General features: G+C 36.0%; 28 protein-coding genes and 1 riboswitch. Of the genes, 7 read left to right on the forward strand and 21 right to left on the reverse strand.

Annotation, left to right across the window (positions count from 1 at the left end; translation table 11 throughout):
- Positions 1–2 precede the first annotated feature (2 nt).
- Genes MHH59_RS20695 through argC form a run of 4 tightly spaced genes read right to left on the reverse strand, consistent with a single transcriptional unit; the run spans position 3 to position 4,210 of the window.
- A complete protein-coding gene (locus tag MHH59_RS20695; RefSeq protein ID WP_002129009.1) occupies positions 3–1,163 on the reverse strand; it encodes an acetylornithine transaminase in 1,161 nt (386 codons plus the stop codon).
- A complete protein-coding gene (argB, locus tag MHH59_RS20700; protein WP_033731234.1) occupies positions 1,160–1,927 on the reverse strand; it encodes an acetylglutamate kinase in 768 nt (255 codons plus the stop codon). The genes MHH59_RS20695 and argB overlap by 4 nt, the downstream gene beginning before the upstream one ends.
- 11 nt (positions 1,928–1,938) lie before the next feature.
- Entirely contained in the window at positions 1,939–3,162 is a 1,224-nt protein-coding gene (gene argJ, locus MHH59_RS20705; RefSeq protein WP_078213450.1) for a bifunctional glutamate N-acetyltransferase/amino-acid acetyltransferase ArgJ, read from the reverse strand.
- A 10-nt stretch (positions 3,163–3,172) separates the two neighbouring features.
- The gene (gene argC, locus MHH59_RS20710) at positions 3,173–4,210 is read right to left on the reverse strand and encodes an N-acetyl-gamma-glutamyl-phosphate reductase (protein WP_003191291.1); all 1,038 of its coding nucleotides are present in this window, start codon (positions 4,208–4,210) and stop codon (positions 3,173–3,175) included.
- A 224-nt stretch (positions 4,211–4,434) separates the two neighbouring features.
- Between argC and MHH59_RS20715 the strand changes: the two genes are divergently transcribed.
- A complete protein-coding gene (locus MHH59_RS20715; RefSeq protein WP_002014960.1) occupies positions 4,435–4,620 on the forward strand; it encodes a YqzH family protein in 186 nt (61 codons plus the stop codon).
- 29 nt (positions 4,621–4,649) lie between these two features.
- Here the strand turns inward: MHH59_RS20715 and MHH59_RS20720 are convergent, their stop codons facing one another.
- Together MHH59_RS20720 and MHH59_RS20725 are read right to left on the reverse strand one after the other, a co-directional pair.
- Positions 4,650–5,444: an SDR family oxidoreductase gene (locus MHH59_RS20720; protein ID WP_340852237.1), complete on the reverse strand. Its 795-nt coding sequence runs from the start codon at positions 5,442–5,444 to the stop codon at positions 4,650–4,652.
- A 9-nt stretch (positions 5,445–5,453) separates the two neighbouring features.
- Entirely contained in the window at positions 5,454–6,407 is a 954-nt protein-coding gene (locus MHH59_RS20725; RefSeq protein WP_201056898.1) for an MBL fold metallo-hydrolase, read from the reverse strand.
- A 165-nt stretch (positions 6,408–6,572) separates the two neighbouring features.
- On the opposite strand from MHH59_RS20725, the gene proI reads away from it, so the two are divergent.
- Positions 6,573–7,412 carry a pyrroline-5-carboxylate reductase ProI gene (gene proI, locus MHH59_RS20730; protein WP_002066991.1) on the forward strand — a complete coding sequence of 280 codons (840 nt, stop codon included), beginning with the start codon at positions 6,573–6,575 and terminating at the stop codon, positions 7,410–7,412.
- 57 nt (positions 7,413–7,469) lie between these two features.
- Here the strand turns inward: proI and sdaAA are convergent, their stop codons facing one another.
- The 4 genes from sdaAA to rnz all read right to left on the reverse strand — a co-directional run bounded on the left by sdaAA (position 7,470) and on the right by rnz (position 10,846).
- On the reverse strand, positions 7,470–8,348 hold the full coding sequence (sdaAA, locus tag MHH59_RS20735; RefSeq protein ID WP_002033842.1) for an L-serine ammonia-lyase, iron-sulfur-dependent, subunit alpha: 879 nt from the start codon (positions 8,346–8,348) through the stop codon (positions 7,470–7,472).
- An 18-nt stretch (positions 8,349–8,366) separates the two neighbouring features.
- Positions 8,367–9,026, reverse strand: coding sequence for an L-serine ammonia-lyase, iron-sulfur-dependent subunit beta (sdaAB, locus tag MHH59_RS20740; RefSeq protein WP_002088527.1), 660 nt, complete (start codon positions 9,024–9,026; stop codon positions 8,367–8,369).
- A gap of 45 nt (positions 9,027–9,071) precedes the next feature.
- The gene (locus MHH59_RS20745; RefSeq protein WP_002066987.1) at positions 9,072–9,209 is read right to left on the reverse strand and encodes a hypothetical protein; all 138 of its coding nucleotides are present in this window, start codon (positions 9,207–9,209) and stop codon (positions 9,072–9,074) included.
- A 713-nt stretch (positions 9,210–9,922) separates the two neighbouring features.
- Entirely contained in the window at positions 9,923–10,846 is a 924-nt protein-coding gene (gene rnz / locus MHH59_RS20750; protein WP_002014952.1) for a ribonuclease Z, read from the reverse strand.
- Positions 10,847–11,035: 189 nt separating this feature from the next.
- Between rnz and MHH59_RS20755 the strand changes: the two genes are divergently transcribed.
- The 3 genes from MHH59_RS20755 to MHH59_RS20765 all read left to right on the forward strand — a co-directional run bounded on the left by MHH59_RS20755 (position 11,036) and on the right by MHH59_RS20765 (position 14,914).
- Positions 11,036–11,287, forward strand: a complete 252-nt coding sequence (locus MHH59_RS20755) for a DUF3932 family protein (protein WP_000665712.1) — start codon at positions 11,036–11,038, stop codon at positions 11,285–11,287.
- A gap of 196 nt (positions 11,288–11,483) precedes the next feature.
- A riboswitch (M-box (ykoK) riboswitch) is annotated at positions 11,484–11,651 on the forward strand.
- Between the two features lie 331 nt (positions 11,652–11,982).
- The gene (gene mgtA / locus MHH59_RS20760; RefSeq protein ID WP_078178712.1) at positions 11,983–14,688 is read left to right on the forward strand and encodes a magnesium-translocating P-type ATPase; all 2,706 of its coding nucleotides are present in this window, start codon (positions 11,983–11,985) and stop codon (positions 14,686–14,688) included.
- Between the two features lie 76 nt (positions 14,689–14,764).
- Positions 14,765–14,914, forward strand: a complete 150-nt coding sequence (locus MHH59_RS20765) for a hypothetical protein (RefSeq protein WP_162208024.1) — start codon at positions 14,765–14,767, stop codon at positions 14,912–14,914.
- On the opposite strand, the gene MHH59_RS20770 is transcribed toward MHH59_RS20765, so the two are convergent.
- On the reverse strand, positions 14,907–16,145 hold the full coding sequence (locus MHH59_RS20770) for a DNA polymerase IV (RefSeq protein WP_002088539.1): 1,239 nt from the start codon (positions 16,143–16,145) through the stop codon (positions 14,907–14,909). The two genes, MHH59_RS20765 and MHH59_RS20770, sit on opposite strands and share 8 nt — an antisense overlap.
- 142 nt (positions 16,146–16,287) lie before the next feature.
- Here MHH59_RS20770 and MHH59_RS20775 point away from each other — a divergent pair, with 142 nt between their 5' ends.
- Positions 16,288–16,494, forward strand: a complete 207-nt coding sequence (locus tag MHH59_RS20775) for a hypothetical protein (protein ID WP_002129020.1) — start codon at positions 16,288–16,290, stop codon at positions 16,492–16,494.
- A 51-nt stretch (positions 16,495–16,545) separates the two neighbouring features.
- Here MHH59_RS20775 and MHH59_RS20780 read toward each other — a convergent pair whose 3' ends face one another.
- On the reverse strand, positions 16,546–17,664 hold the full coding sequence (locus MHH59_RS20780) for a tripeptidase T (protein WP_050000324.1): 1,119 nt from the start codon (positions 17,662–17,664) through the stop codon (positions 16,546–16,548).
- Positions 17,665–17,791: 127 nt separating this feature from the next.
- Entirely contained in the window at positions 17,792–18,337 is a 546-nt protein-coding gene (locus MHH59_RS20785) for a GNAT family N-acetyltransferase (protein WP_002015105.1), read from the reverse strand.
- Between the two features lie 188 nt (positions 18,338–18,525).
- Between MHH59_RS20785 and prli42 the strand changes: the two genes are divergently transcribed.
- Complete coding sequence (gene prli42, locus MHH59_RS20790) at positions 18,526–18,618, forward strand: stressosome-associated protein Prli42 (RefSeq protein WP_000549036.1); 93 nt, start codon at positions 18,526–18,528, stop codon at positions 18,616–18,618.
- 90 nt (positions 18,619–18,708) lie between these two features.
- Here prli42 and MHH59_RS20795 read toward each other — a convergent pair whose 3' ends face one another.
- The 8 genes from MHH59_RS20795 to MHH59_RS20830 form a co-directional block, all read right to left on the reverse strand.
- Positions 18,709–18,948, reverse strand: coding sequence for a DUF3894 domain-containing protein (locus MHH59_RS20795; protein WP_002088543.1), 240 nt, complete (start codon positions 18,946–18,948; stop codon positions 18,709–18,711).
- Positions 18,949–19,012: 64 nt separating this feature from the next.
- Positions 19,013–19,573, reverse strand: a complete 561-nt coding sequence (locus tag MHH59_RS20800; RefSeq protein ID WP_002015103.1) for a L,D-transpeptidase — start codon at positions 19,571–19,573, stop codon at positions 19,013–19,015.
- A gap of 16 nt (positions 19,574–19,589) precedes the next feature.
- On the reverse strand, positions 19,590–20,558 hold the full coding sequence (locus MHH59_RS20805) for an aromatic acid exporter family protein (protein WP_002033971.1): 969 nt from the start codon (positions 20,556–20,558) through the stop codon (positions 19,590–19,592).
- A gap of 100 nt (positions 20,559–20,658) precedes the next feature.
- Entirely contained in the window at positions 20,659–21,381 is a 723-nt protein-coding gene (locus tag MHH59_RS20810; RefSeq protein ID WP_002088545.1) for an amino acid ABC transporter ATP-binding protein, read from the reverse strand.
- On the reverse strand, positions 21,374–22,033 hold the full coding sequence (locus tag MHH59_RS20815) for an amino acid ABC transporter permease (protein ID WP_002067073.1): 660 nt from the start codon (positions 22,031–22,033) through the stop codon (positions 21,374–21,376). The genes MHH59_RS20810 and MHH59_RS20815 overlap by 8 nt, the downstream gene beginning before the upstream one ends.
- Positions 22,034–22,069: 36 nt before the next feature.
- Entirely contained in the window at positions 22,070–22,849 is a 780-nt protein-coding gene (locus MHH59_RS20820; RefSeq protein ID WP_002129023.1) for a transporter substrate-binding domain-containing protein, read from the reverse strand.
- 251 nt (positions 22,850–23,100) lie between these two features.
- Positions 23,101–23,514 carry a BrxA/BrxB family bacilliredoxin gene (locus MHH59_RS20825; protein ID WP_002008492.1) on the reverse strand — a complete coding sequence of 138 codons (414 nt, stop codon included), beginning with the start codon at positions 23,512–23,514 and terminating at the stop codon, positions 23,101–23,103.
- Positions 23,515–23,658: 144 nt separating this feature from the next.
- Positions 23,659–24,117, reverse strand: coding sequence for an NUDIX hydrolase (locus MHH59_RS20830; protein WP_033709417.1), 459 nt, complete (start codon positions 24,115–24,117; stop codon positions 23,659–23,661).
- Between the last annotated feature and the right edge of the window lie 20 nt (positions 24,118–24,137).

The following is a 24,137-nucleotide window of genomic DNA, read 5'->3' on the forward strand; positions in this document are numbered from 1 at the left end:
CCTTATATTATTGATGCATTTTTTGTACAAACCACTCTTTTTATCATATATATTGCCTGTTCTAGCTCTTCATTCGTTACAATAAGTGGTGGTAGTAGTCTTATAACATTAGGCCCTGCTTGTAATACGAGAAGTCCTGCTTTTTCTAGTTGTTCTATGACATTTGCAACCTCATGCTTGCATTCGATTCCAATCATAAGTCCCTTACCACGAATATTTTGAACACATTCAACGTGTCGTAATTCTTCTTGCAATTTCTTTAATACGTACTCGCCCTTTTCCTGTACCTCTTTAAAAAACGATTGCTCCTTAATGAATTGCAATACTTCTTTCGCTGCAGTCATAGCAATATAATTCCCACCGAAAGTTGAACCGTGTGACCCGGCAGTAAAAGAAGAACCTAGTTCTTTTCGGCCAATCATCGCTCCAACTGGAATACCATTCCCAAGCGCCTTTGCGATGGTAACGATATCAGGAACTATTCCCATTTGCTCATAAGCGAATAGTGTTCCTGTTCTGCCTATTCCAGTTTGTACTTCATCTATAATAAAAAGAGCATTGTACTGATTACATAGTTTTTCAATTTCCTTCAAAAAGGATGGATCAGCTAATATTACTCCTCCTTCTCCTTGAATAACTTCTACCATTACCGCCGCAACTTCTTCATTCATTACTTCCTCTAATGCTCGTATGTCGTTAAATGGTATATGTAAAAAAGACGGAAGTAATGGACCGAATCCTTCTTTCACTTTATCTTGCCCTGTTGCACTCATCGTTCCAAATGTTCTCCCGTGGAAAGATTGCTCACATGTTACTACGAGAGATTTTCCAGTATGCTTACGTGCTAGCTTTAAAGCCGCTTCATTTGCCTCCGCCCCGCTATTACAAAAAAACACATGATCTAATGCTGTATCTTCTGTTAATAATGATGCGACCTCTTCTTGTAGGGAGTTCGTAAATAAGTTAGATATATGCCATATATTTCTAAGTTGCTTTTCTACTGCCTTTACAACCGTAGGATGACAATGTCCTAAGTTACATACTCCAATACCAGAAGTGAAATCTAAATATTGCTCACCACTTTTATCAATAACTTTAGCCCCATTGCCCTTTAGAAATTCAATTTCTCTTCTTCCATATGTTTGAAAAAGATGGTTTGTCATACGATACTCACTCCTTTTGTTACCGTAGTTCCAACACACTCTCCTGTAACCTCAGTAAAATCCTTTGTACCATTTACGATACTAGCCTTTTCCACTCCCATTTTTAACGATGTAAGTGCCGCCTGTACTTTCGGAATCATTCCACCTGTAATGACGCCTTGTTCTATAAAAGTAAGAATTTCATATTCATCCGTTTTCTTTACCAATCTTCCTTCGTGTAATACTCCATCTACGTCCGTTATAAAAATGAGTTCTTTTGCGGATAGTGCGGCTGCAATTCCAGCTGCAGCGGTATCTGCATTTATGTTATAAACCTCATTACCATTTATCCCAATAGGGGCAATGACAGGAATATAATTCATATCTATCAACCCTTTCAATAGGGCTGTTTCTACATAACTTACTTCTCCTACATATCCTATCGCTTCGCCAACAGGTTGAACTTGAAGTAAATTACCGTCACATCCTGAAAGCCCCACCGCAAGTAAATCATGTTTTTGTAAATTCATTACGAATTTTTTATTCGTACTTCCGCATAGCACCATTTGAACAACATCCATAACCTCTTTTGGTGTTACTCTTAATCCATCTTTCTTTTCTATCTCGATATTAGAGTCTTCTAACTTGGCATCAATTTCTGGGCCACCGCCATGGACAATAACAACCTTATACTTATTTTGCAATTTCTTTATACAATCAAAAAAGACACTATTTAATCGATTCAACATGCTACCGCCACATTTAACTACAATATAATCACTCATCTTCTCTCTCCTTATGTACGATAACAAGCATTTATTTTCACATATTCATAACTTAAGTCGCAGCCCCAAGCTGATCCCGTTTCATCTCCTAAATGTAAACACACATCAATTTTTATTTCATGTTCTTGTAATTTCTTTGTCATTTCCTCTTCAGAAAACATTTGAGGCTCACTATTTTTTAATACGGCGATAGATTGAAGAGTGATATCAATTGTATTTGGGTTAATAATTACTTCACTCTGTCCAGTACTACTAATAATTCGTCCCCAATTTGGGTCCTCACCGTATATCGCTGTTTTCACAAGACTGGAACCGACTATTTGTTTTGCAATTTTCTTTGCTTCTTCATTTGTTCTAGCCCCTAACACGTTTACTTCTATTAACTTCGTAGCACCTTCACCATCTTGTGCAATTTTTTTCGCTAAATCTTCACATACCTTTTGTAAAGCAACTACGAAAGTTTCCCAGTCTTCATGTTCCATATTCATCGTTTTCGTTTCTGATAATCCACTTGCCATAGCGATGACCATATCATTTGTAGAAGTATCTCCGTCCACCGTAATTTGATTAAACGTATGATTCGTAATTTGTGATAATGCTGTTTGCAATACTTCATGCTCTATATTGGCGTCTGTTGTAATAAAACTAAGCATCGTTGCCATATTCGGTTTGATCATCCCTGATCCTTTTGCGACCCCAGCAATGATCACTGCTTTCCCATCAATTATCATCTCATAGCAAGTTTCTTTCGTTATAAGATCTGTCGTTAAAATTGCTTCACAAAAAGAATAAGCTTCACTTACTTCCTTTGTTGGCACAAGAGATTCAATTCCCTTTCGAATGATATCCATCGGTAAAGGTACTCCAATTACACCTGTTGAAGCGACTGCGACGTACTTTTCTTTTATTCCAAAGTGTTCCGCTCCTAATGTTCGCATCTCATAAGCATCTTGCAATCCTTTCATCCCCGTACAAGCATTTGCATTGCCGCTATTTACAACAATTGCTTGTAATTTCCCTTCTGCTGCTATGCTATCCTTCGTTACTTGCAACGGCGCTGCTTGTATTTGATTTGTTGTATACACAGCGGCACATGATGCTGGCACCTCACAAACGATTGCACCCATATCCTTTTTCACCTTTTTCAGACCATTTGCAGTACCGATTGCCAAAAAGCCTTTTGGTGTAACAATTGAACCATTTGCTAATTTTGTAATAGACGATGCTTTAATCATAATTTCCCCCTTATGGATAAAGCGGCATATGCTGTAAACCCGTTGTCTCTTCTAGTCCCGCTAATAAATTTGCATTTTGAACTGCTTGCCCTGCCGCACCTTTCATCATATTGTCTATAACAGAAACGACCGTAACTTTTTCTGTTCTTTCATCGTAAGCTATCCCAATATCACAATAATTTGAGCCCCTTACTTCTTTCGGACTTGGAAATTCTCCTTGCGAGCGAACTCGAACGAAAGCTGAGTATTCATACGTTTCTTCATACAACTTTTGAAGTTGCTCTATTTTCATTTCCTTTTTCACTTTCGCATAAAGTGTAATCATAATCCCTCGTGATATCGGTATTAAATGTGTACTAAACGTGATTGGCCTCGTTTCACGATTCCACTCTGCAAGCATTTGCTCAATCTCAGGAACGTGCTGATGCTGATTAACTTTATAAATGTGTAAGTTATCGTATAACTCAGGAAAGTGAGTCATTGTTGTTGGCGTTTTGCCCGCTCCAGATACTCCTGATTTCGCATCAATAATAATCGAAGCTTCTTCAATCATGCCGCTACGTACTAACGGCGCTACCGCTAATAATGCAGCTGTAGCAAAACATCCTGGGTTTGCAATTAAATTTGCATTTTGGATCTCAGGCCTTTTCCATTCACTTAATCCATATACTGCTTTCCTAAGAAGTTCTTCCTGTGCAGCTGGCCTTTTATACCACAATTCATATGACGAGGGATCTATCATACGAAAGTCTCCAGATAGGTCAATTACTTTTAAACCTACTGCCAATAATTTTGGTGTTAACTCTGCCGATACTCCCGCTGGGGTTGCTAAAAATACAATTTCAGCTTCCTTCTCTATTTTCTCCGCATCAATTTCTTGTAACGTATGGACAAGAACATTTCGAAAATGCGGGTATACATTTGTTATAAATTCACCAACTTGTGAAAAAGAATGGAGAGATGCTATCGAAAAATATGGATGTTGCTCTAATAACCGAATTAACTCAATACCTCCATATCCAGTTGCTCCAATAATTGCGACTTTCATAAGCTCCTCCTCATATCTATTCTTTAAATTAAGTTTGATTATAATATTGCATAATTATAAAGTCAATTAAATATTTATAATTTTAAAAAACTTCAAAATATTATTCTCGCTATAAAAGCAATATACACAAGTGGATTTTTATGCAAAAATATTGCATAGTAGTATTTTCATTTCACTTCAAGTACAATAAAACAATACATGTATACATACAGGCGGGGAAAAACATGAATAAAAAATTAATTGAGAAAATGATTATAAAAAGTTTTCGGCAATATCAATGTAATCCTGTTTCAAAAGAGGATCAGGAAATGCTAATTAAACATATTCAAATGATAATTCATTCAAATACTGAAATTGATGTATACGAGGCTGTTGAGGATATCGTTTACGATTATGTGACTGGAAAATAAAAAATAGGAGATTTCCATATGGAAATCTCCTATTTTTTACTTAATGATTTGCCTGCAACGCGTTCAAATAAACCTGGGAATAATGCGTAGAGCTTTGGCCCCATTCCCATCCACTTCGGCAAGTTTACTTCACGTTTTTTCGTTTGCATCGCCTTTACGATTTTTTCTGCTACATATGTTGGTTTTAACATGTAACGTCCCATATTTTTCACATATGTACCTGATTGATCGGCTATTTCAAAAAAGTTCGTTTCTATCGGTCCTGGGTTAATTGCTGTTACATACACATTTGTGTTAGATAACTCCATACGTAAACTATTCGTAAATCCTAATACAGCGTGTTTTGTTGCTGCATAAGCACTCGACTTCGGAGTTGCAATTTTTCCAGCCAATGAAGCAATATTAATAATTTGTCCTTCGTTCCTTTTTACCATATTAGGTAATACCGCTTTCGTACAAGCTACTAATCCAAATACATTTACTTGAAACATATCCTTTACTTCATCCATTGAAGCATCTTCAAACGTTTTAAAAATACCAAACCCAGCATTATTTACCAATATATCAATACGTCCTACTTCTTGTAATACCTTTGAAAAAACAGATTGTACTTTCGTTTCTTCACTTACATCTAATACATAGTAATAGCAAGGCGTATTATAAGTTACTTTAATTTTGTCTGCTAATGCTTGTAGCTTCTCTTCTGTTCGAGCCATTAATACCGGCGTCGCCCCTTGCTCTGCAACCTGCATTGCGACTTGCTCTCCAATTCCACTAGAAGCACCTGTAATGACGATTACTTTTTCTTGTAAACGTCCCGTCATTGCTGTCACCTACTTTGCATAATAAATCAATTGTTGTGAAGATTCATCAATCATCACCTGTTGATTATATGCTAAAAAGTCTAATTGTCCAACAGTTTCTGAGATAGTAAGTGGTAATTGCTCTTTATATAATACCGGAAATAGTTTTACACACACCTCAAATGCTGTCATTGGCTTTTCCTTTAATAGTTCAAGCACTTTAAAAGCACGTGTCTCTTGCTTTTGTAATCTTGTTTCAATAAGTTGTTTCACATTCATAACATCTTCCCCATGCCCTGATAAAATCCGTGAAATATTCATTTCACTTAAACGTTTTAACGTTTGATTGTACTGCAATAAGGGATGCGCTCTTTCTGTTTGCCCTTCATATGGTGGTTCTAATATTGGATTTGAAGAAATATGACTAATGAGAGCATCCCCACCAATTAATATTCCATCAGATTCTCTATATAATGAAATATGAGTGGAAGCATGACCCGGGGTTTCAATCACTGTAAATCCAGGTAACGAATCTATACGATCTCCCTCTCTCACGGTATGTGTTAACGATCTATTACAAGAATATTTAAGTGTCTTCGTCGTCAATAACGCCTCACCATTCAGAAATACTGCTGGAACGCCGAACTGCAAGGCTGTCTCTTTAAAAAATTCATGATACCTCTTTAAAAATTCAGCATTCTGTGTAATCCACGGTTCATTCCAAGGATGTCCGATAATCTTTACTTTTTCAGAAAATGTATTTAAAAGTCCGCAATGATCCGCATGGTGATGCGTAATCACTACCGTTTCAATATCTTCTATCTTATATCCTAATGCACCTAATTGACTTTCTAGTGCTTTCTTTGCTTCTTCTGTATTTGTCCCTGTATCAATTAACGTTAATGTTTCTCCCTCAACTAAAAACACATTCACTGTCTCAACTGCAAATGGAACAGGAATCTCCATTCGATGAATCGCCGTCATGCTTAGCCCCCCTGTCTTTTTCCGGTTCAAAAATGAATACCTCTTCAGTTTACAACTTCCCTATAAATTTGTCATTATTTTCAGATAAAAAGAGGTCTTTTCCATAAAAAAACGAATGTATGTACATTTATAAGTATTTCTAACCAAATTTAAAGGAGGCACATCATGTCTATGCAAAACATTTCCTTTCTCGGTGCAGGCTCTATTGCCGAAGCGATTATTGGTGGCTTATTAAACGCAAATGTTGTTAAGGGAGAACACGTCACTGTAAGTAATCGTTCTAACGAGACAAGATTACAGGAGTTACATAAAAAATACGGTGTCAAAGGTACACATAATAAAAAGGAATTACTTGCTGATGCAAACATTCTTTTTCTAGCTATGAAGCCAAAAGATGTCGCAGAAGCGGTTATTCCTCTTAAAGAATACATAAATAATGACTTGCTTATTATTTCGTTATTAGCAGGTGTTTCTACTCATTCAATTAGAAACCTACTTCAAAAAGACGTTCCGATTATTCGTGCAATGCCAAATACATCTGCAGCCATTTTAAAATCCGCTACCGCTATCTCACCTTCAGAACACACAACGGAGGAACATATTCGTACTGCAACATCTTTATTTGAAACGATTGGTCTCGTCTCTGTTGTAGAAGAAGAAGATATGCATGCTATCACTGCATTATCTGGAAGTGGACCAGCTTATATTTATTACGTGGTAGAGGCACTGGAAGAGGCAGCAAAAAAAATTGGTTTAAAAGAAGATGTTGCAAAATCTCTTATTCTTCAGACGATGATTGGTTCTGCTGAAATGCTAAAAGCAAGCGAAAAACACCCTTCTATTTTGCGAAAAGAAATTACTTCTCCTGGCGGAACAACTGAAGCAGGTATTGAAGTATTAAAGGAGCATAATTTTCAACAAGCATTAATCTCATGTATTACACAAGCAACGAAACGATCACACGATCTTGGAAAAACATTAGAAGAAATAGCAAAAGAAAAATAAAAAACGGAGCTCAACTTTATTTGAGCTCCGTTTTTACTTTAATCATATGCTATGGTTTTAGTTATTACTCTTACCAAAAATCTCTTCTTGCAAACGACGACCTGTCGGTGTTGCTGCAAGGCCACCTTCTGCTGTCTCACGAAGTGCTACTGGCATCGTTTGTCCAATTCTAAACATCGCCTCAATGACTTCATCACATGGAATTGTACTAGTTACACCAGCTAATGATAAATCAGCTGAAATCATGGCATTCGCAGCTCCTGCTGCATTACGTTTTACACAAGGTACTTCTACAAGCCCTGCAACAGGATCACATACTAAACCAAGCATATTCTTTAATGAAATCGCCATCGCTGTAGCTGCTTGATCTTGTGTTCCACCAGCCATCTCAACTGCTGCTGCAGCTGCCATTCCACTTGCTGAACCTACTTCAGCTTGGCAACCTCCTGCCGCGCCAGAAATACAAGCATTATTCGCAACAACCATACCGAAAGCTCCTGCTGTAAATAAAAATTCAATCATTTCTTCGCGTGTCGGCTGTAATTTTTCTTGCAGTGCAAACAGTACACCTGGCACTGTTCCAGCAGATCCTGCTGTTGGTGTTGCACAAATAATTCCCATCGCCGCATTTACTTCATTTGTCGCAACAGCTTTACTCACTGCGTCCAAAATCGTATCTCCAGATAAACCTTTTCCACTCTGCATATACGCTTGGACTTTCACAGCATCCCCGCCAGTTAAACCAGTCGGTGATTTTACACCACGAATACCGCGTTCTACTGCTTGTTCCATCACGACTAAGTTCTTTTCCATTCCAGCAATTACTTCTTCACGTGAGATATTTCTTGTTTGCATTTCACATTGAATCATAATTTCTGCGATTTTTACATTTTGCTCTTTAGCTTGCGCCACTAGTTCCGCTGCGTTCCGAAACATGGTGTGTCCCCCCTGCAATTAATCCATAATAGTTACTTGACAAATATTTTGTTGCCCATTTATTTCCGCAATTACTTCATCTGCTAATAATTCATCTGTTTCAATGACCATAAGCGCTCTTCTTCCTTTTTCTTTACGAGAAACACTCATTGTACTTATGTTAATCTCATGCTTAGCAAGGATTGAAGCTACAGCTGCGATAGCACCAAAGCGATCGTTATTTACAATAAGTAGTGCTGGACTCGTGCCTGTTAATTGAAGATCGAATCCGTTTAATTCTACAACTTCAATTTTACCGCCACCAATTGAGCAAGCAACAACTTCAATTTCCTCTTCACCTTTATACAGACGAATTTTCGCTGTATTTGGATGCGGAGCATTTGCATCTTCTTCAATGAATTCCACTTCAATCCCGCGTTCTTTTGCAATATCTAACGCACTTGGAATACGTAAATCATCTGTTTCAAATCCTAGTATTCCACCGATTAGCGCTACATCCGTACCGTGACCACGGTATGTTTTTGCAAATGAACCATATAATGAAATGCTAACTCTCTCTGGTTCATGACGAAACAGCTGACGAGCAACTTGCCCCATTCTTGCCGCACCTGCTGTATGTGAACTTGATGGACCAATCATAACCGGACCAATAATATCAAACACTGAGCGATACTTCATCATAACTCCCCCTAAACCTCTATGAAAAAATTATTTACTATTCTATTAAGCTACCGAATCGGTTGCTGTTCCAGTCGTACCACGAATTTGTTCCGCTGTAAGAATTGGATAGTTTTTGAATAACAGTGAAGCAATATATCCTGAAATAATACCAGTTATAATAATAAATAAGAAACTTAGCATTACCTGCATTTAAAAATAATATAAGATAGTCCACAATAAAGTCTGGTAGCAATCCAAAGTTTAACACAGAACCCCTTACAAGCATAGCATAAACAAGTGAAACTCCCATTGCTTTCATACCTTTTGATATTTTAAAGCTAAAAAGGAAAAAAAGACTTAGTACAAATAATAGTAATATCCTTCCTATTATAATTTCCATGTTGCTCTCTCACGATTTAGTCAACTTCACTTGTTATGACAAATGGCTAAAACGCATGTAGCCTACAATAAAGTGAAACTTTAATCAGTGGGGGTTTTGTCCATCCCCCACTGATTATTAGTTGAACCAATCGGGCTTTTACGGGCAGTTATCTCCCACCTAACTTCCTCGCATTCACCGAATTCTGAGGTGGGAGTCTTACTGCCCGTTAATGCGGGATAAATTATAATCTGCCCTCATTATAGCTTGTTTTTAATAAAACGCTTACTTTTAATGAATTTTAAAAGTTCTGAATAAAAATCCATTTTCGCTACTTGTACCACTCGTATGTCGTCTGACTTATATAACAGTTTTTCTAAATAATCGGCATTATGTATTTTTATCCTATATCTTCACATCATTAAAACTTTCTGTGTCATCCTATATAAAAATAAAATGATAACAGTTTTATTTTTAATTTTTTTTAGAAATAAAAAAAATGGCAACCTATCGTCACCATTTTTTCACAACATTATTATCTTTCTACTGGAAATGATTTTAAATCCGTAGCTATTTCTGTATTAGAAAATAGCTCTCTTGCCTCTTTCAATAATTCCTTATATGTATCTCCTTGATAACGAGAACTAATATGAGTCAATATTAAGCGTTTTGCATTTGCCTGAAGTGCAATACTCGCAGCTTGCTTAGATGTGGAATGAAAATAATCATACGCTTGTTGTTCATCTTCTGCCGCAAAAGTCGCTTCATGAACAAGTACGTCAGCATCTTGCGCAAGCTCTCTACTCGCTTCGCAATATCGTGTATCGCCTAAAATTGTAATAACTCTTCCTTTTTGAGGCGGGCCAATAAAATCTTTTCCATCTAACACTGTGCCATTCTCTAATTCAACTACTTCACCATCTTTTAAGCGTTTAAAAACTGGACCAGGTTTCACACCCATTCCCAGTAACTTATCCACTAAAAGAGCTCCCTGTATATCTTTCTCTACAATTCGATATCCGAAGCATTCAATTCCATGTGATAACCTTTTTGTTTCTACACAAAATTCATTATCCTCAAACACAATACCTTCTTCCGTAATCTCAACGATTTCAAGTGGATATTTAACATGTGTCGTACTTACTAATAATGCCACTTCAATAAATTGTTTAATTCCTTTTGGTCCGTACACTGTTAATTTTGTTGTTCCACCTTGAAACGAACGGCTACCCAATAAACCCGGCAATCCAAAAATATGATCGCCATGTAAATGCGTAATAAATATTTTTTCAATGCGGCGTGGACGTACAGACGTATGTAGTATTTGATGTTGCGTCGCCTCGCCACAGTCAAATAACCAAGTCTGTCCTCGTTCTTCTAACAACTGCAAAGCAATTGCTGAAACATTCCTTCCTTTTGAAGGAACACCTGCACCAGTCCCTAAAAATACAAATTCCACTTTCTTTCCTCCAGCTCTTTATATAATCTATCTTTCATCTTACGGAATGTTATTTCAAATGGCAAATTGAATTTGTATAACCAATCATCTAGACAACTATATAACACGAACATTATACTTAAAAAATTTAGCTATCGTTCGTATTTTGTGGTAAAATGATTGTACTACATTTTAAGGGAGCGTTTTATTATGAAAGAAGTATTTCGTTTACAAACTGATTTTTCATCTTCATTTGATCGCTGGGTAAGTTCTTTCGTTTCTGATCACCCAGCACAATTAGAATGGACGACTTTAAAAGAATTAATCCATGAATATACAACATCACATACAAATGAGACGTTACCAACATATATTTCTTCAGCTTTAACATATTACGCACAACGCGTTTCAACAACAAGTAACTCAGAAATTGTTATTTTTGAAAATCCTACAATCTCATAATCTATAATAAAAAGCACTGTAATCAGTGCTTTTTATTTATGTTCATTAAAGTATTTATTTTCCCGCCTTATTTCAAAAAACTCCGCTTATTTCCTACTATATAGCCATCATAAATCTATTTGATTTTTCAAAAAAACAGATTAAAAAGATATTGACACTACGATTTTACAGTGCTAATATTCAACGTGTAATTGAATATGGTCTCTGTTAGGTGAGGCTCCTGTATAGAGAAACGCTGCTGCCCAAAAATGTCGAGAGACGCCAATGGGTCAACAGGAAAGGTCGGAATGAAGGCCTTTCTTAACGTAGCTGGTTTCAGTACCTATGCTATACAGTGCTAAAACTCAACGAGGGAGAGGTGCGTATGTTTTGTCATACACAAAAACTGTTTTTATCTATGTTTACTAACAGTCTTTGTTGTTGACTCTTTTTGACTATGAATTCAGACCTTTACTCGTTTTGAGTAAAGGTCTTTTTTATATCTTTATGCACCCTACTATGAAACAAACATAGCATATTCAGAAACTATTAAATTGTATGGAGGTGAGGAACAGTGTCAAGTGATGATTCGGCCCAGATACCCATATGTTTTACATTTATATTTCATCATGTAGGTAGGAAAGAAGCTGTTCCTCCCTGTTTAAAATAGTCGAGTAACAGATTGTTTCCTCCTTCATGAAAAGGAGGAACTACCAATGTTAAATTTACAAAAACAAGAAACGAAGCATGCTTACGATCAAGATAGCATGAAAGCAAATAACGAATTATTAGTGGAAGTTGCAACACAGGATGTAAACTCTGCGTTAAAACTCTTAGAAACAACACAAGATGGACTCTCTAAACAAGAAGCGTCTCGTAGACTTTCTTTATATGGTCCGAACGAAATCGCTCATAATAAAACATTGCCGTGGTACATTCAATTTCTGCTGGCATTTAAAAATCCATTTATTTTTGTTTTGTTAGCTCTTGGAGCACTCTCTTTTTTCACAGATGATATACAAGGAACAATTGTCGTATCTGTAATGGTACTGCTAAGTGCAACGATTCGCTTTTCACAAGAATTCCGCTCTCAGAAAGCGGCGGATAAGTTAAAGGCTATGGTTCGAACAACTGCGAGTGTCTTTAGAATAGATGGATTTGTACACGAAACAAAAAACGTAACAAATTTAAATCGAAATTACACAACAGAAATTCCAATTGAAGAACTTGTACCTGGCGATATTATTTCACTTTCAGCTGGTGATATCGTGCCAGCTGATGTGCGTATTTTATCCGCAAAAGATTTATTTGTTAATCAGTCTTCTTTAACCGGGGAAGCACTTCCTGTAGAAAAATACGAAAACTGCTACCATACGGAAAATAAACATATATTACCGAAAAACATGAAAAAAAATTACAATCCGCTCGATATGGAAAACCTTTGCTTTATGGGTACAAATATTGTTAGCGGTAGCGCAAAAGCTGTTGTTGTTTCAACTAGTACGGATACGTATTTCGGCTCTTTAGCAAAAAAGGTTATCGGAAAACGTGCAGAAACAAACTTTGATAAAGGCGTAAACAAAGTAAGTTGGCTCTTAATCACATTCATGCTTATTATGGCACCCATTGTCCTTCTCATTAATGGATTCACAAAAGGAGATTGGCAAGAAGCTTTCTTCTTTGCTATTGCTGTTGCAGTTGGCCTTACACCTGAAATGCTGCCAATGATTGTAACTGCTAATTTAGCTAAAGGCGCCGTGAACATGTCTAAACAAAAAGTAATTGTAAAACAGCTCAACTCAATTCAAAACTTAGGTGCTATGAACATTCTTTGCACAGATAAAACTGGAACTTTAACAGAAGATAAAGTTGTCCTAGTTCGTCATTTAGATCCTAACGGAAATGAATGCGATCGTGTATTACACTTTGCCTATTTAAATAGCTTCTATCAAACTGGATTGAAAAATTTAATAGATAAAGCTGTTATTGAACATACAGAGGAGAACCATAAATTTGATCCATCAGCTTTTCAAAAGCTAGATGAAATTCCATTCGATTTTGCTCGGCGTCGCATGTCTGTCATCGTGAAAAATATTTTAGGTGAACATACAATGGTTTGTAAAGGTGCCGTAGAAGAAATTTTATCAATTTGTAACTACACTGAAGTTGATGGACAAATTGTCCCTCTCACTGAAGAAATGAGAGTAAATGTAAAACATCTCAGCGAAACTTTAAATAGTGAAGGAATGCGTGTCATCGCTGTAGCATACAAGAACGATAACAAACCTTATCATAAAGCTTATGCAGTACAAGATGAATCCACTATGATCCTTACTGGATATATCGGCTTTTTAGATCCACCTAAACCATCTGCTGCTTCTGCAATTCAAGCATTGCAAAAACATGGCGTACAAGTGAAAATCTTAACAGGCGATAACGAAATTGTTACAAAAAAAGTTTGTAAAGAAGTGGGATTAAATATAGGTGAGCCTGTCCTCGGTTACGAAATTGATTCTTTACCAGATAAAACATTAGCAACACTGGCAGAAGAAACAACAGTGTTCGCAAAACTAAATCCAATGCAAAAGTCCCGCATCATTCGCGTATTGCAAGGTAATGGTCATACTGTAGGTTATATGGGGGATGGTATTAACGATGCCGTTGCACTACGTGATGCTGATGTTGGAATATCTGTTGATACTGCTACTGACATTGCAAAAGAATCTTCCGATATTATTTTACTTGAAAAAAGTTTAACTATATTAGAAGCAGGTATTTTAGAAGGACGCACTACTTTCGGCAATATTTTAAAATATATAAAAATGACAGCTAGCTCTAACTTTGGAAATGTATTTAGTGTATTAGTGGCAAGTGCTTTCATTCCATTTTTACCGATGCTTGCAATTCATCTCTTAATTCAAAACTTACTTTATGATATTTCACAGCTTTCAATTCCATGGGATAAAATGGATAAGGAATTTCTAGAGAAGCCTAGAAAATGGGATACTGCAAACTTGCGTAACTTCATTATTTGCATCGGTCCAATTAGCTCTATATTCGATATTATCACATTCGTTGTCATGTGGAATGTGTTCGGTGCAAATACACCTGGAGAACAATCGCTATTCCAATCTGGTTGGTTTGTCGTTGGGTTGCTAACTCAAACATTAATTGTCCATATGATTAGAACACAGAAAATTCCGTTCATTCAAAGTACAGCATCAATACCAGTTCTTATATTAACCGCTTGTATTATGGCAATCGGAATTTACATTCCATTCTCACCACTTGGTGCAGCAATTGGTTTACAAGCATTACCACTAAGCTACTTCCCGTGGCTCATAGGAATATTATTAGGTTATGCTTTCTTAACACAATTCCTGAAAAAGCTTTATATTAAAAAATTCCACAGCTGGTTGTAAAAATGAGAATGAGTGGGTATTTCTCACTCATTCTCAAAAAATATAACATGTACTTATATGTATGGAGGTAACCATGATGATATGGTATGACATCGTATTAAGGTTATTTATAGCAATTATTGTAGGAGCTTGCATCGGAATGGAAAGACAATGGAGACATCGAATGGCTGGACCCTCTCTTCCATCTAAAAAAGAAGGGTTTAAATCTCTAAAACCTTCTACATAAACTTATTTTCTAATTTTTGCTGAAACGACTTTTCTTGCTTACGCAATAATTGACTACCTCTCTGTAAAAGAGGTGTTCCATACTTTTCATTAATTTGATCAATAACAGCAAGTAACGGCTCTTCTTTCGCATCTTCTTCGAATGAAAACAAATCTAACTGTTTCACTGATTCTGTCTTCCACTCTAATTCAGTAGCTGTAACACCTAACAGACGAACAGAATCACCATCCCAGTGTTGCTTCCATAAACGTGATGCTGCTTGGAAAATAACCCGTTCTTCCCATATTGCATTTTTCAATTGTTTACTCCGTGTTACCGTGCGACGATCATGGTATTTAATCATAATTTGAATGTTATAACTAACGAGAGTTCGTTTTTGTAGCCTTTTGCTTACTGATTTCGATAATCTTTCTAACATATCAAGTAATTCTTTTTCTTCGTCCATATCCTTTGAGAAAGTCATCGAATTTCCAACGCTTTTATGTTGTCCCATTTGATTCGGATCAACTTCCCTGTCATCCATACCTTTTGCACGTTTTTGTAAATCAACACCGTGCTTTCCAATTTTAGCGCGAATGATATGCTCGTCTCCTTTTGCTAACTGTTCAATTGTATGTATATGAATGTCTTTTAGTTTTTCAGCTGTTTTCTCTCCGATTCCATGCATCTCTGCAACTGATCGTGGCCAAATAATTTCTGGGATATCACGTTTTCGAAGTACTGTAATTCCAAGAGGTTTTTTCATATCTGAAGCAGTCTTTGCTAGGAAAAGGTTTGGGGCAATCCCAATGCTACATGGAAGCTGTAACTCTGTTAGTAACGCTTGTTGAATCATCTTCGCTATTTCAAGAGGCGAACCGAGCGCATAGCAATCTGTAATATCTAAATACCCTTCATCTATAGAAAACGGTTGTATTTTTTCTGTAAAACGGGAAAGAATTTGAAACATTTGAAATGAAGCTTCTCGATATAATGTAAAATTAGGGTGCCTCACAACTAATTGCGGGCATAATCGCTTCGCTTCCCATAGAGGCATCGTCGTACGTATTCCATATTCTCTCGCCTCATAACTACATGTTATGATAATCCCTTTTCTCTCTTTTTCATTCCCCGCAATCGCTAATGGCTTTCCTTGTAATGATGGGTCATGAGCAATTTCGACAGATGCGAAAAAACAATTCATATCTACATGTAAAATAACACGTCCATTTTTCGGATACATTTCTCGCATACTACTCACCCCTTAAAGAACATTCGTTCCTTCATTATATCAAATTTCTTTACACGTTATAATAATTATTGGCTTTTCTCTATCTATTCTTTGCTATACTGTACGTAACAAATGGATATTATTGTAAATGAGGTGAATCGTTATGAAACAACATAATAAACTCAATTATGTATTTATTATTATTATAGTAATCCTTGCGATTAATTATTTGTTACTTCCCCTTTTTAACATTAACATTTACGCTTTAGGAATCTTCTCTCATTTCATACGTTTTGCAACAACTTATGTACTTCCGTGGGTCTTCTTATATTGGCTTATCCGCCTTGTGAAAGCAATTGAATCAAAATAAAAAAAGACGTGTAAACCATAATTGGTTCACACGTCTTTTTGACTTTATTACTTACTTCGCTACTTCTTCGATAATAGCTACAACTAATTCTGCTGTTTTCGCTAATTCTTCAACAGGAATTTTTTCATTTGTTGTATGAATTTCTTCATAACCAACTGCTAAGTTAACTGTTGGGATACCATGTCCTGCGATTACGTTCGCATCACTTCCGCCACCACTTTGGTGAAGAGAAGGCGTACGACCAATGTTTTGAGCTGCACGTTTCGCAACTTCTACAACGTGATCGCCAGCAGCAAACTTAAATCCTGGATACATAACGTTTACTTCAACGTCTGCATGACCACCCATTTCTTTTGCAGTTGTTTCAAATGCTTCTTTCATTTTTGCAACTTGTGCTTCCATTTTCTCATTTATTAAAGAACGAGCTTCTGCAAAGATTTGAACATGATCGCAAACGATATTTGTTTGTGTACCACCTTCAAAACGTCCAATATTTGCAGTTGTTTCAGAATCGATACGACCAAGTGGCATCTTTGCGATTGCTTTTGCTGCGATAGTAATTGCAGATACACCTTTTTCTGGTGCTACGCCAGCATGAGCTGTTTTCCCGCGAATAATCGCATTCACTTTCGCTTGTGTTGGCGCTGCAACTACAATTTCACCAACTTTTCCATCACTATCTAATGCATAACCATATTTTGCTGTAATGCGCTCGCGATCTAACGCTTTTGCGCCAATAAGACCAGATTCTTCTCCAACTGTAATAATAAATTCAATTTTACCATGAGGAATGTTTTTCTCTTTTAAGACACGAATTGCTTCAAACATAGATGCTAATCCAGCTTTGTCATCGGCTCCTAAAATTGTAGTACCATCTGATACGATATATCCATCTTTAATAGAAGGCTTAATTCCATTACCAGGAACTACTGTATCCATATGAGAAGTGAAATAAATTGTATCAACACCGTCTTTTGTTGCTGGTAAAGTACAAATTAAGTTACCTGCACCATGACCAGTCACACCCATCGTGTCATCCTCAAATACTTCTACACCTAAAGCAGTAAATTTCTCTGTTAACACTTTGCAAATTTCTGCTTCAAATTTTGTTTCAGAATCTACTTGTACTAATTCCATAAATTCATTTACTAAACGTTCTTGATTAATCATAAGACTGCGCCTCCTGCACTACCATTATGTATATAACAACATTAATTATAACAGAATTTCGCAAAAGTTTCGAAATACAAGACAAAAAACAGATGGTTAACACATCTAGATACCCATCTGCCTTCTATTACTCGTTTAACAATACCCAGCGCATATGATCTTCCCAGATGCCATTTACCATTAGCATTTTTCGAGATACACCTTCATATTGAAATCCTATCTTCGTCACTACTTGTATAGATGCTAAATTTCGTGGCATAATTGGTGCTTCTATACGATGTAAATGAAATTCTTCAAAGGTAACTTGAATTGCTTTTCTAAGCGCTTCTGTTGTGTAACCTTTATTCAATTCTTCCTTATCTAATTTATAACCGAGTACACAAGATTGATAAATTCCGCGAACAATTAGATTAAATGAAATACATCCAATAATTTTTGTATCATCACCCTTTTTAAAAATCCAAAGCCTGATAATCTTGCCTTCCGCGAACTCTTTTCTATCCTTTTGTAACTTTTTCTTTTGATAATCTAACGTGAAAAACCCCTCCGGTCTATACTCTTCCCACGCTTTTAAAAATTCACGATTTTTGTCGTAATATTGAAGAACTTTTTCCGCATACGACTCATCAATTTCTCTTAAATGTAAACGATCTGTCTCGTATATTTTCATCATTGTATCTCCATTCTTCAGCTTGCATAAAAAAAAATTAATAATCTATCTTTTAACATATTCTCTACGTATGCTCAAATTTCCTGTAATATTTTGCACCCCCTTCCCGAATTTTGTCCTTTCTCTCCCCTTGTCCACAATTTCATTTCTCGTTACAATGAAATTGTACTGATTTGCAAGGAGGTTTAACGATGCATAAAAAAGCTCAAAAAATTATGGTTTATATAATGCTAATTTCTATGCTTGTAACAACATTACTTACTGGCGCAAGTATGTTTTGGTAAAAAGGACGATTCACTCGTCCTTTTTTTACTGCTTACACATACAAAATAGACCATCTCGAAATCGAGATAGTCTATCTTGTAATGAACATTTTATTTTATATATATTACAATTGCTACAATGCTAAAGGAAAAGGCCATTACAAGTGCTATTACAAAACTTGTATATTGTTTCTGCTGAAATGCCCCAATAACAAAAGTAAGATTGAGTAATGCCATAAATACAATCGCTACAACGTAAGAACATATATTAAAAGTTGCCAATATGAATGTAATAACAAATAGAAAACCAACACAAAACTGCATGTAAGAAATTTTTGGATTTAAATACATATGAGCAACCCCTTTACTCAATTATCTTTATATATTCTCATTAACGCATGGTTATGTACACATGTCAAGACAACTTATAATAAAAGAAAAAGCCAACCGTTTCGTTGACTTTTCCAAATACTATGGCCCCTTTTTCCTTCGCCAATTGCTGAAATGTTTTTTTCGATTTCACAATCGATACTTTCGTTCCAATTGGAATACGATCAAACAAATATTCCACATCATGTTTCTTCATTCTTATACATCCTTGCGAAATATATTTTCCAATTGAACTAGGCTGGTTTGTCCCGTGTATCCCATACTTACTTCCATCCGTTCCTCTTGCATTAAATCCCATCCACCTCGATCCAAGTGGATTTTTTGGAGAGCCCCCAGGAATATCCTTCGCAATATAATAGGGATCCTTCGCCTTCAATACAATGTCAAAAGTTCCTTCTGGGGTTAATTCATTTGTTTTCCCTGTCGCTACTGGAAAAACCTTTTGGATCTTCCCATCATCGATGTAAGCTAGTTTATTCGTTGCTTTATTTACAATTATAAAAGGATCTCCAGCACGTGGGTTATCACCAAGAGGCCAGATCGGTGATAGAGAAAGACATAATAATAAAGAAAGAAGATACGGCATATATAGTTCCTACCTTCTAAATAAGTTCTTTTATATTATCCTTTCCCTTAAAACGACTTTTAATGAGTAAATATTGCTCCATCTCATAAACAAGTTGAACAAGTTTTGCACGTATTTCAAATTCTTCTCGCGAGACTGGTAAAGGCATTTCTCTAAATACTTCTCGCATTTCTTGAAGTTGTCTTAACGAAATGACCCCTGTACTTTCAGGTCGAATAGAATTCCCTATATTTTCAATTACGTCTGCAATCATATCAGCTTGTTCATACGTCCAAGATAGTGATGCAGCTAATGGTATCATGCGCTCCAAAATTTCAAATTGTTGCATACGCATATCAAAATACCGATAATAATAGTCATCTTCACGCATAAATTCATTCTCAAGTTTTTTAAATGATAAATCTTTCGCTTCTTTCAGCATCATTTCTGTTTCAATTAATTCGGCCCCACTCCAATTACTATCTCGATTCCGTAAATAAACGACCATTTCAAACAAAATCGTTCTGAAATGCTCTTCTATTTTTCCTTGATACTCTTTCAGTTTATTCTCACTGCTTGGCATGTACATGTTTACTAATAAAGCGACACTAATTCCAATCGTTAATATAGCAATTTCATTACCAACTATAGACCATGTAATTTGCTTTAATGAATACAGATGCATAACGATAACCGAACTCGTGACAATCCCTTCTTGAATTTTGCACATAACTGCAGTTGGAATAAAGGTAAGCAGTAATACGCTAATCGCTAGTGGTGTATAACCAATCGTTTCAAAAATACAAAACGCAAATACCATCGATAATACACAAGCTAAAAAACGGTGCAACGATACTTGAACGGATTTTCGTTTCGTATTTTGCACACATAAAATGACTAAAATACCAGCTGAACTATAAAATTCTAATCCTAATAACTGAGCAATAAAAACTGCCGCTCCCGTTCCAAGCGCTGTTTTCACTGTTCTATATCCAATTTTAAACATATCATTACTCCTATATGTATAAATGTATTTAAAAATAGTATAAAAAAAGGATGACGCAATGTCATCCTTTTCTACCTATTATTCACGTACCCTTCACATATTACAATATCTTTTGCAAAAATTCTTTTGCACGGTCACTTTTTGGTGCTGTAAAAAACTCTTCCGGATTACTATCTTCTACGAGCTTTCCACCATCTAAAAAGAGAACACGGTCTGCTACTTCTTTTGCAAATCCCATTTCATGTGTAACGATTGCCATCGTCATTCCTGTCGTAACTAATGATTTCATAACTTCTAACACTTCTTTCACCATTTCTGGATCTAGCGCAGAGGTAGGTTCATCAAATAACATAACTTCCGGTTCCATCGCTAACGCTCTTGCAATTGCTACACGTTGCTTTTGTCCTCCTGAAAGACGATTTGGATATGCATCTTTCTTATCTAATAACCCCACTTTTTCTAGAAGTTTCTCAGCTTTTTTTTCAGCTTCTTGCTTCGTTACTTCTTTTACATTGATAGGAGCATACGTAATATTTTCTAATACAGTCATATGAGGGAATAAGTGAAAATGTTGAAATACCATTCCGACATTTTCACGAACGTGCATAATATTTGTTTTCGGATTCGTTACTTCTTCCGTTCCAATCCAAATGTGACCATCTGTCGGCGCTTCTAATACATTCATACAGCGTAAAAACGTTGACTTTCCAGATCCAGACGGTCCAATAATTGCAACAACCTCTCCTTTCTCAATCGTTGTTGTAATTCCTTTTAATACTTCATTTTTCCCAAATGATTTATGAAGGTTGTCAATTTTAATCACTTTTCTTCATTCTCCCTTCAATGGCTTTCCCGACTAATGTAAGAATAATTACTAATATATAATAAATAAGTCCAACAAAAAGTAATGGCTCAAGATATTTAAATGTTTCACCACCTACAATATAAGCACGGCGCATTAAATCAGTCGCTCCTATTACGGTTACTACAGCCGACTCTTTCGTAAGTGTCGCAAACTCATTCACAAGTGCTGGTAATATATTTTTTAAAGCTTGAGGAAAAATAATATTTCTCATCATTTTACTGTACGGAATACCTAAAGCCATTGCTGCTTCTGTTTGTCCTTTATCGACTGCTTGAATGCCGGCACGAATTACTTCTGACATATATGCACCTGAATTTAAGCTAAATGCAAGTACAGCTGCTAAAAAGGCCGGTATCTCATAACCCATCATTTGCGGAACACCGAAATAAATAATCATTAATTGTAATACTAGCGGTGTGCCACGAAATATTGACGTATAAATATCTGCTGCAATATTTAATACTCGTATTCTAGCAATTTTGCAAAGTGCTAATAACGTTCCTAAAATAAATCCTACCACAGCTGATGCAGCTACAATTTTTAATGTAACTTCTAATCCCTTTAATATATATGGTATTGAAGGCGTAATTGCCGAAAAATCTAGATTCATCCTTTTCATTCCCCTCACAGAAAAGTGAAAGGCAGCTTATTTTCCGCTGCCAAACCATTTCTTCACTAATTTATCCATTTCTCCATTTTCTTGCATTTTCTTAATTACTTTATTAAATTCTTCTGTTTTATCACTATTTTTCGGAAGAGCAATTGCTGCACCTACTTCTTCTGGTGCTTCTTGAATTTCAATTCCTTGTAGCTCTTTCATTTTTTCTAAATAATTTTTTGCAACTGTGTCTTCTATAATTGCAGCGTCAAAACGACCAGCTTTAATTTCTTGTACGATTTCTGGTATACGGTCACGTCCCTCAGCTTTGAAATCGACTTGTTTCTGAAATTCTTTTGCCTTTTCTTCTTGAATTGATCCTGTTTGTACTCCTACTTTTTTCCCTTTTAAATCTTCTAACGATTTAATATTAGAGCCCTTTTTTGAAACGATCATATTTTTTGCAACAAAATATATATCTGTGAAATCAGCATTATTTTTACGCTCTGCAGTTGGCGTCATACCCGCCATAACGAAATCAACTTTTCCTGAATTAAGAGATGCTAATAATCCGCCGAAATCCATGTCTTTCACTTTCACTTCGTATCCAAGTTCTTTTCCGATATATTTGGCAATATCAACATCAAAGCCGATAATTTCATCACTTTTTGAAGCTTCTACGTATTCATACGGTTTATAGTCTGCTGACGTCCCCATAACGAGTACTTTTTTATTTTTTCCAGTAGCCTTTTCTTCCCCATTACTACAAGCACTGAATATACTTACAATTAAAATAAGTGCAAACGATATTGATAACAACTTCTTCATCTTTCTTCCCCCTAATAATGTATATTTAAAAGTTTAATAGAATATTTATTCGATGTTTGTATTGTATCAGCACTTTCATTTTTATGCAATATTTAAAATAAAAATAAATAAAAAAACAGCATTAAAGCTGTTGTTAATGCATGAAAACATGCATAAAACAACAACTTCCTGCATGTTTAATTATTTTAAAAACTAAATAAAAAAGGCGGTACATCCACTTCATTGTGGACGTACCGCCTTTTCGCTTGTATTTATAGTTCTTCACAATTCTCTTCGAAATAAGATTGTAGTTTTGCAATAACTTGCATTGGTTCATGACCTTCAATTTCATGACGTTCTACCATCGTTACAATTTTTCCATCTTTTAATAAAGCGAATGATGGAGAAGAAGGTGGATATCCTTCGAAATATTCACGAGCTGTTGCTGTTGCTTCTTTATCTTGACCTGCAAACACCGTTACAAGATGGTTAGGACGTTTATCATAATGTACGGAATGCGCAGCAGCAGGACGAGCAATACCACCTGCACAACCACATACAGAGTTTACCATTACAAGTGTTGTTCCATTTCTTTTAAACGCTTCTTCTACTGCTTCCGGCGTCGTCAATTCTGTATATCCAGCAGAGACAATCTCTTCACGCGCTTGGCGGACAACATCATTCATAAAAAAGTTAAAATTAATCAATCTTTTCCCTCCTCTAAAACTATCTATTTGTATCTTACCAGTTAATGTTTATGAAATACAAGTAAGTTTACTTGTATTTAGGCATAGAAAAGGTGTTAGAGCCCTTGCTCTAACACCTTTTTGTCACTTTTCCATAATTTTCATATATTCCGCAATCATTTTTTTATGCGATCCTACAATATAATCAGGTAGCTCTGTTACCGGGAAGAATTTAAGCTGAACCGCTTCTTCTTTATTCATAACAAAATTCCCTTCGTATTCATCGGTATAATAGGCTGTCGTTACGGATTGAAACTCATCACCGTTTGTTAATTTTGAAAAATAGTTCGCTCCAGAAAATACATTGATTAATCGGAGGTTCTTTACTTCTATTCCTGTCTCTTCATATACTTCACGGTAAGCTGTTTCTTCTGGTGATTCACCAAGCTCCATTAGCCCGCCAGGCAACCCCCATTTTCCGTACGGCTCTGTTCTTTGCTGTAATAATACATATCCACTTTCATTTATAACGAGTACAACAGCACCAACTAAAATTAAAGGGCGATGACCAACTATTTTTCGTAATTCTTCTACATATCCCATCGTATCGCCTCCTTTTTCGT

This window comes from Bacillus sp. FSL E2-0195 (genome assembly GCF_038003645.1).
Lineage (GTDB): Bacteria > Bacillota > Bacilli > Bacillales > Bacillaceae_G > Bacillus_A > Bacillus_A mycoides.

Coding starts and splice junctions, on each gene's coding strand:
- MHH59_RS20800 (WP_002015103.1), bottom strand. CDS start 19,573: ATGCCGTATCTTCTTTCTTTATTATTATGTCTTTCTCTATCACCGATC.
- MHH59_RS20805 (WP_002033971.1), bottom strand. CDS start 20,558: ATGTTTAAAATTGGATATAGAACAGTGAAAACAGCGCTTGGAACGGGA.
- MHH59_RS20725 (WP_201056898.1), bottom strand. CDS start 6,407: ATGACGGCGATTCATCGAATGGAGATTCCTGTTCCATTTGCAGTTGAG.
- argC (WP_003191291.1), bottom strand. CDS start 4,210: ATGAAAGTCGCAATTATTGGAGCAACTGGATATGGAGGTATTGAGTTA.
- MHH59_RS20825 (WP_002008492.1), bottom strand. CDS start 23,514: ATGAATGATGTTGTCCGCCAAGCGCGTGAAGAGATTGTCTCTGCTGGA.
- argJ (WP_078213450.1), bottom strand. CDS start 3,162: ATGATTAAAGCATCGTCTATTACAAAATTAGCAAATGGTTCAATTGTT.
- MHH59_RS20770 (WP_002088539.1), bottom strand. CDS start 16,145: ATGCGAGAAATGTATCCGAAAAATGGACGTGTTATTTTACATGTAGAT.
- argB (WP_033731234.1), bottom strand. CDS start 1,927: ATGAGTGATTATATTGTAGTTAAATGTGGCGGTAGCATGTTGAATCGA.
- MHH59_RS20695 (WP_002129009.1), bottom strand. CDS start 1,163: ATGACAAACCATCTTTTTCAAACATATGGAAGAAGAGAAATTGAATTT.
- MHH59_RS20785 (WP_002015105.1), bottom strand. CDS start 18,337: ATGATGAAAATATACGAGACAGATCGTTTACATTTAAGAGAAATTGAT.
- proI (WP_002066991.1), top strand. CDS start 6,573: ATGTCTATGCAAAACATTTCCTTTCTCGGTGCAGGCTCTATTGCCGAA.
- MHH59_RS20820 (WP_002129023.1), bottom strand. CDS start 22,849: ATGAAGAAGTTGTTATCAATATCGTTTGCACTTATTTTAATTGTAAGT.
- MHH59_RS20715 (WP_002014960.1), top strand. CDS start 4,435: ATGAATAAAAAATTAATTGAGAAAATGATTATAAAAAGTTTTCGGCAA.
- MHH59_RS20755 (WP_000665712.1), top strand. CDS start 11,036: ATGAAAGAAGTATTTCGTTTACAAACTGATTTTTCATCTTCATTTGAT.
- prli42 (WP_000549036.1), top strand. CDS start 18,526: ATGCATAAAAAAGCTCAAAAAATTATGGTTTATATAATGCTAATTTCT.
- MHH59_RS20745 (WP_002066987.1), bottom strand. CDS start 9,209: ATGCTAAGTTTCTTATTTATTATTATAACTGGTATTATTTCAGGATAT.
- MHH59_RS20765 (WP_162208024.1), top strand. CDS start 14,765: ATGATATGGTATGACATCGTATTAAGGTTATTTATAGCAATTATTGTA.
- sdaAA (WP_002033842.1), bottom strand. CDS start 8,348: ATGTTTCGGAACGCAGCGGAACTAGTGGCGCAAGCTAAAGAGCAAAAT.
- MHH59_RS20720 (WP_340852237.1), bottom strand. CDS start 5,444: ATGACGGGACGTTTACAAGAAAAAGTAATCGTCATTACAGGTGCTTCT.
- MHH59_RS20830 (WP_033709417.1), bottom strand. CDS start 24,117: ATGGGATATGTAGAAGAATTACGAAAAATAGTTGGTCATCGCCCTTTA.
- MHH59_RS20775 (WP_002129020.1), top strand. CDS start 16,288: ATGAAACAACATAATAAACTCAATTATGTATTTATTATTATTATAGTA.
- sdaAB (WP_002088527.1), bottom strand. CDS start 9,026: ATGAAGTATCGCTCAGTGTTTGATATTATTGGTCCGGTTATGATTGGT.
- mgtA (WP_078178712.1), top strand. CDS start 11,983: ATGTTAAATTTACAAAAACAAGAAACGAAGCATGCTTACGATCAAGAT.
- MHH59_RS20815 (WP_002067073.1), bottom strand. CDS start 22,033: ATGAATCTAGATTTTTCGGCAATTACGCCTTCAATACCATATATATTA.
- MHH59_RS20780 (WP_050000324.1), bottom strand. CDS start 17,664: ATGATTAATCAAGAACGTTTAGTAAATGAATTTATGGAATTAGTACAA.
- MHH59_RS20795 (WP_002088543.1), bottom strand. CDS start 18,948: ATGTATTTAAATCCAAAAATTTCTTACATGCAGTTTTGTGTTGGTTTT.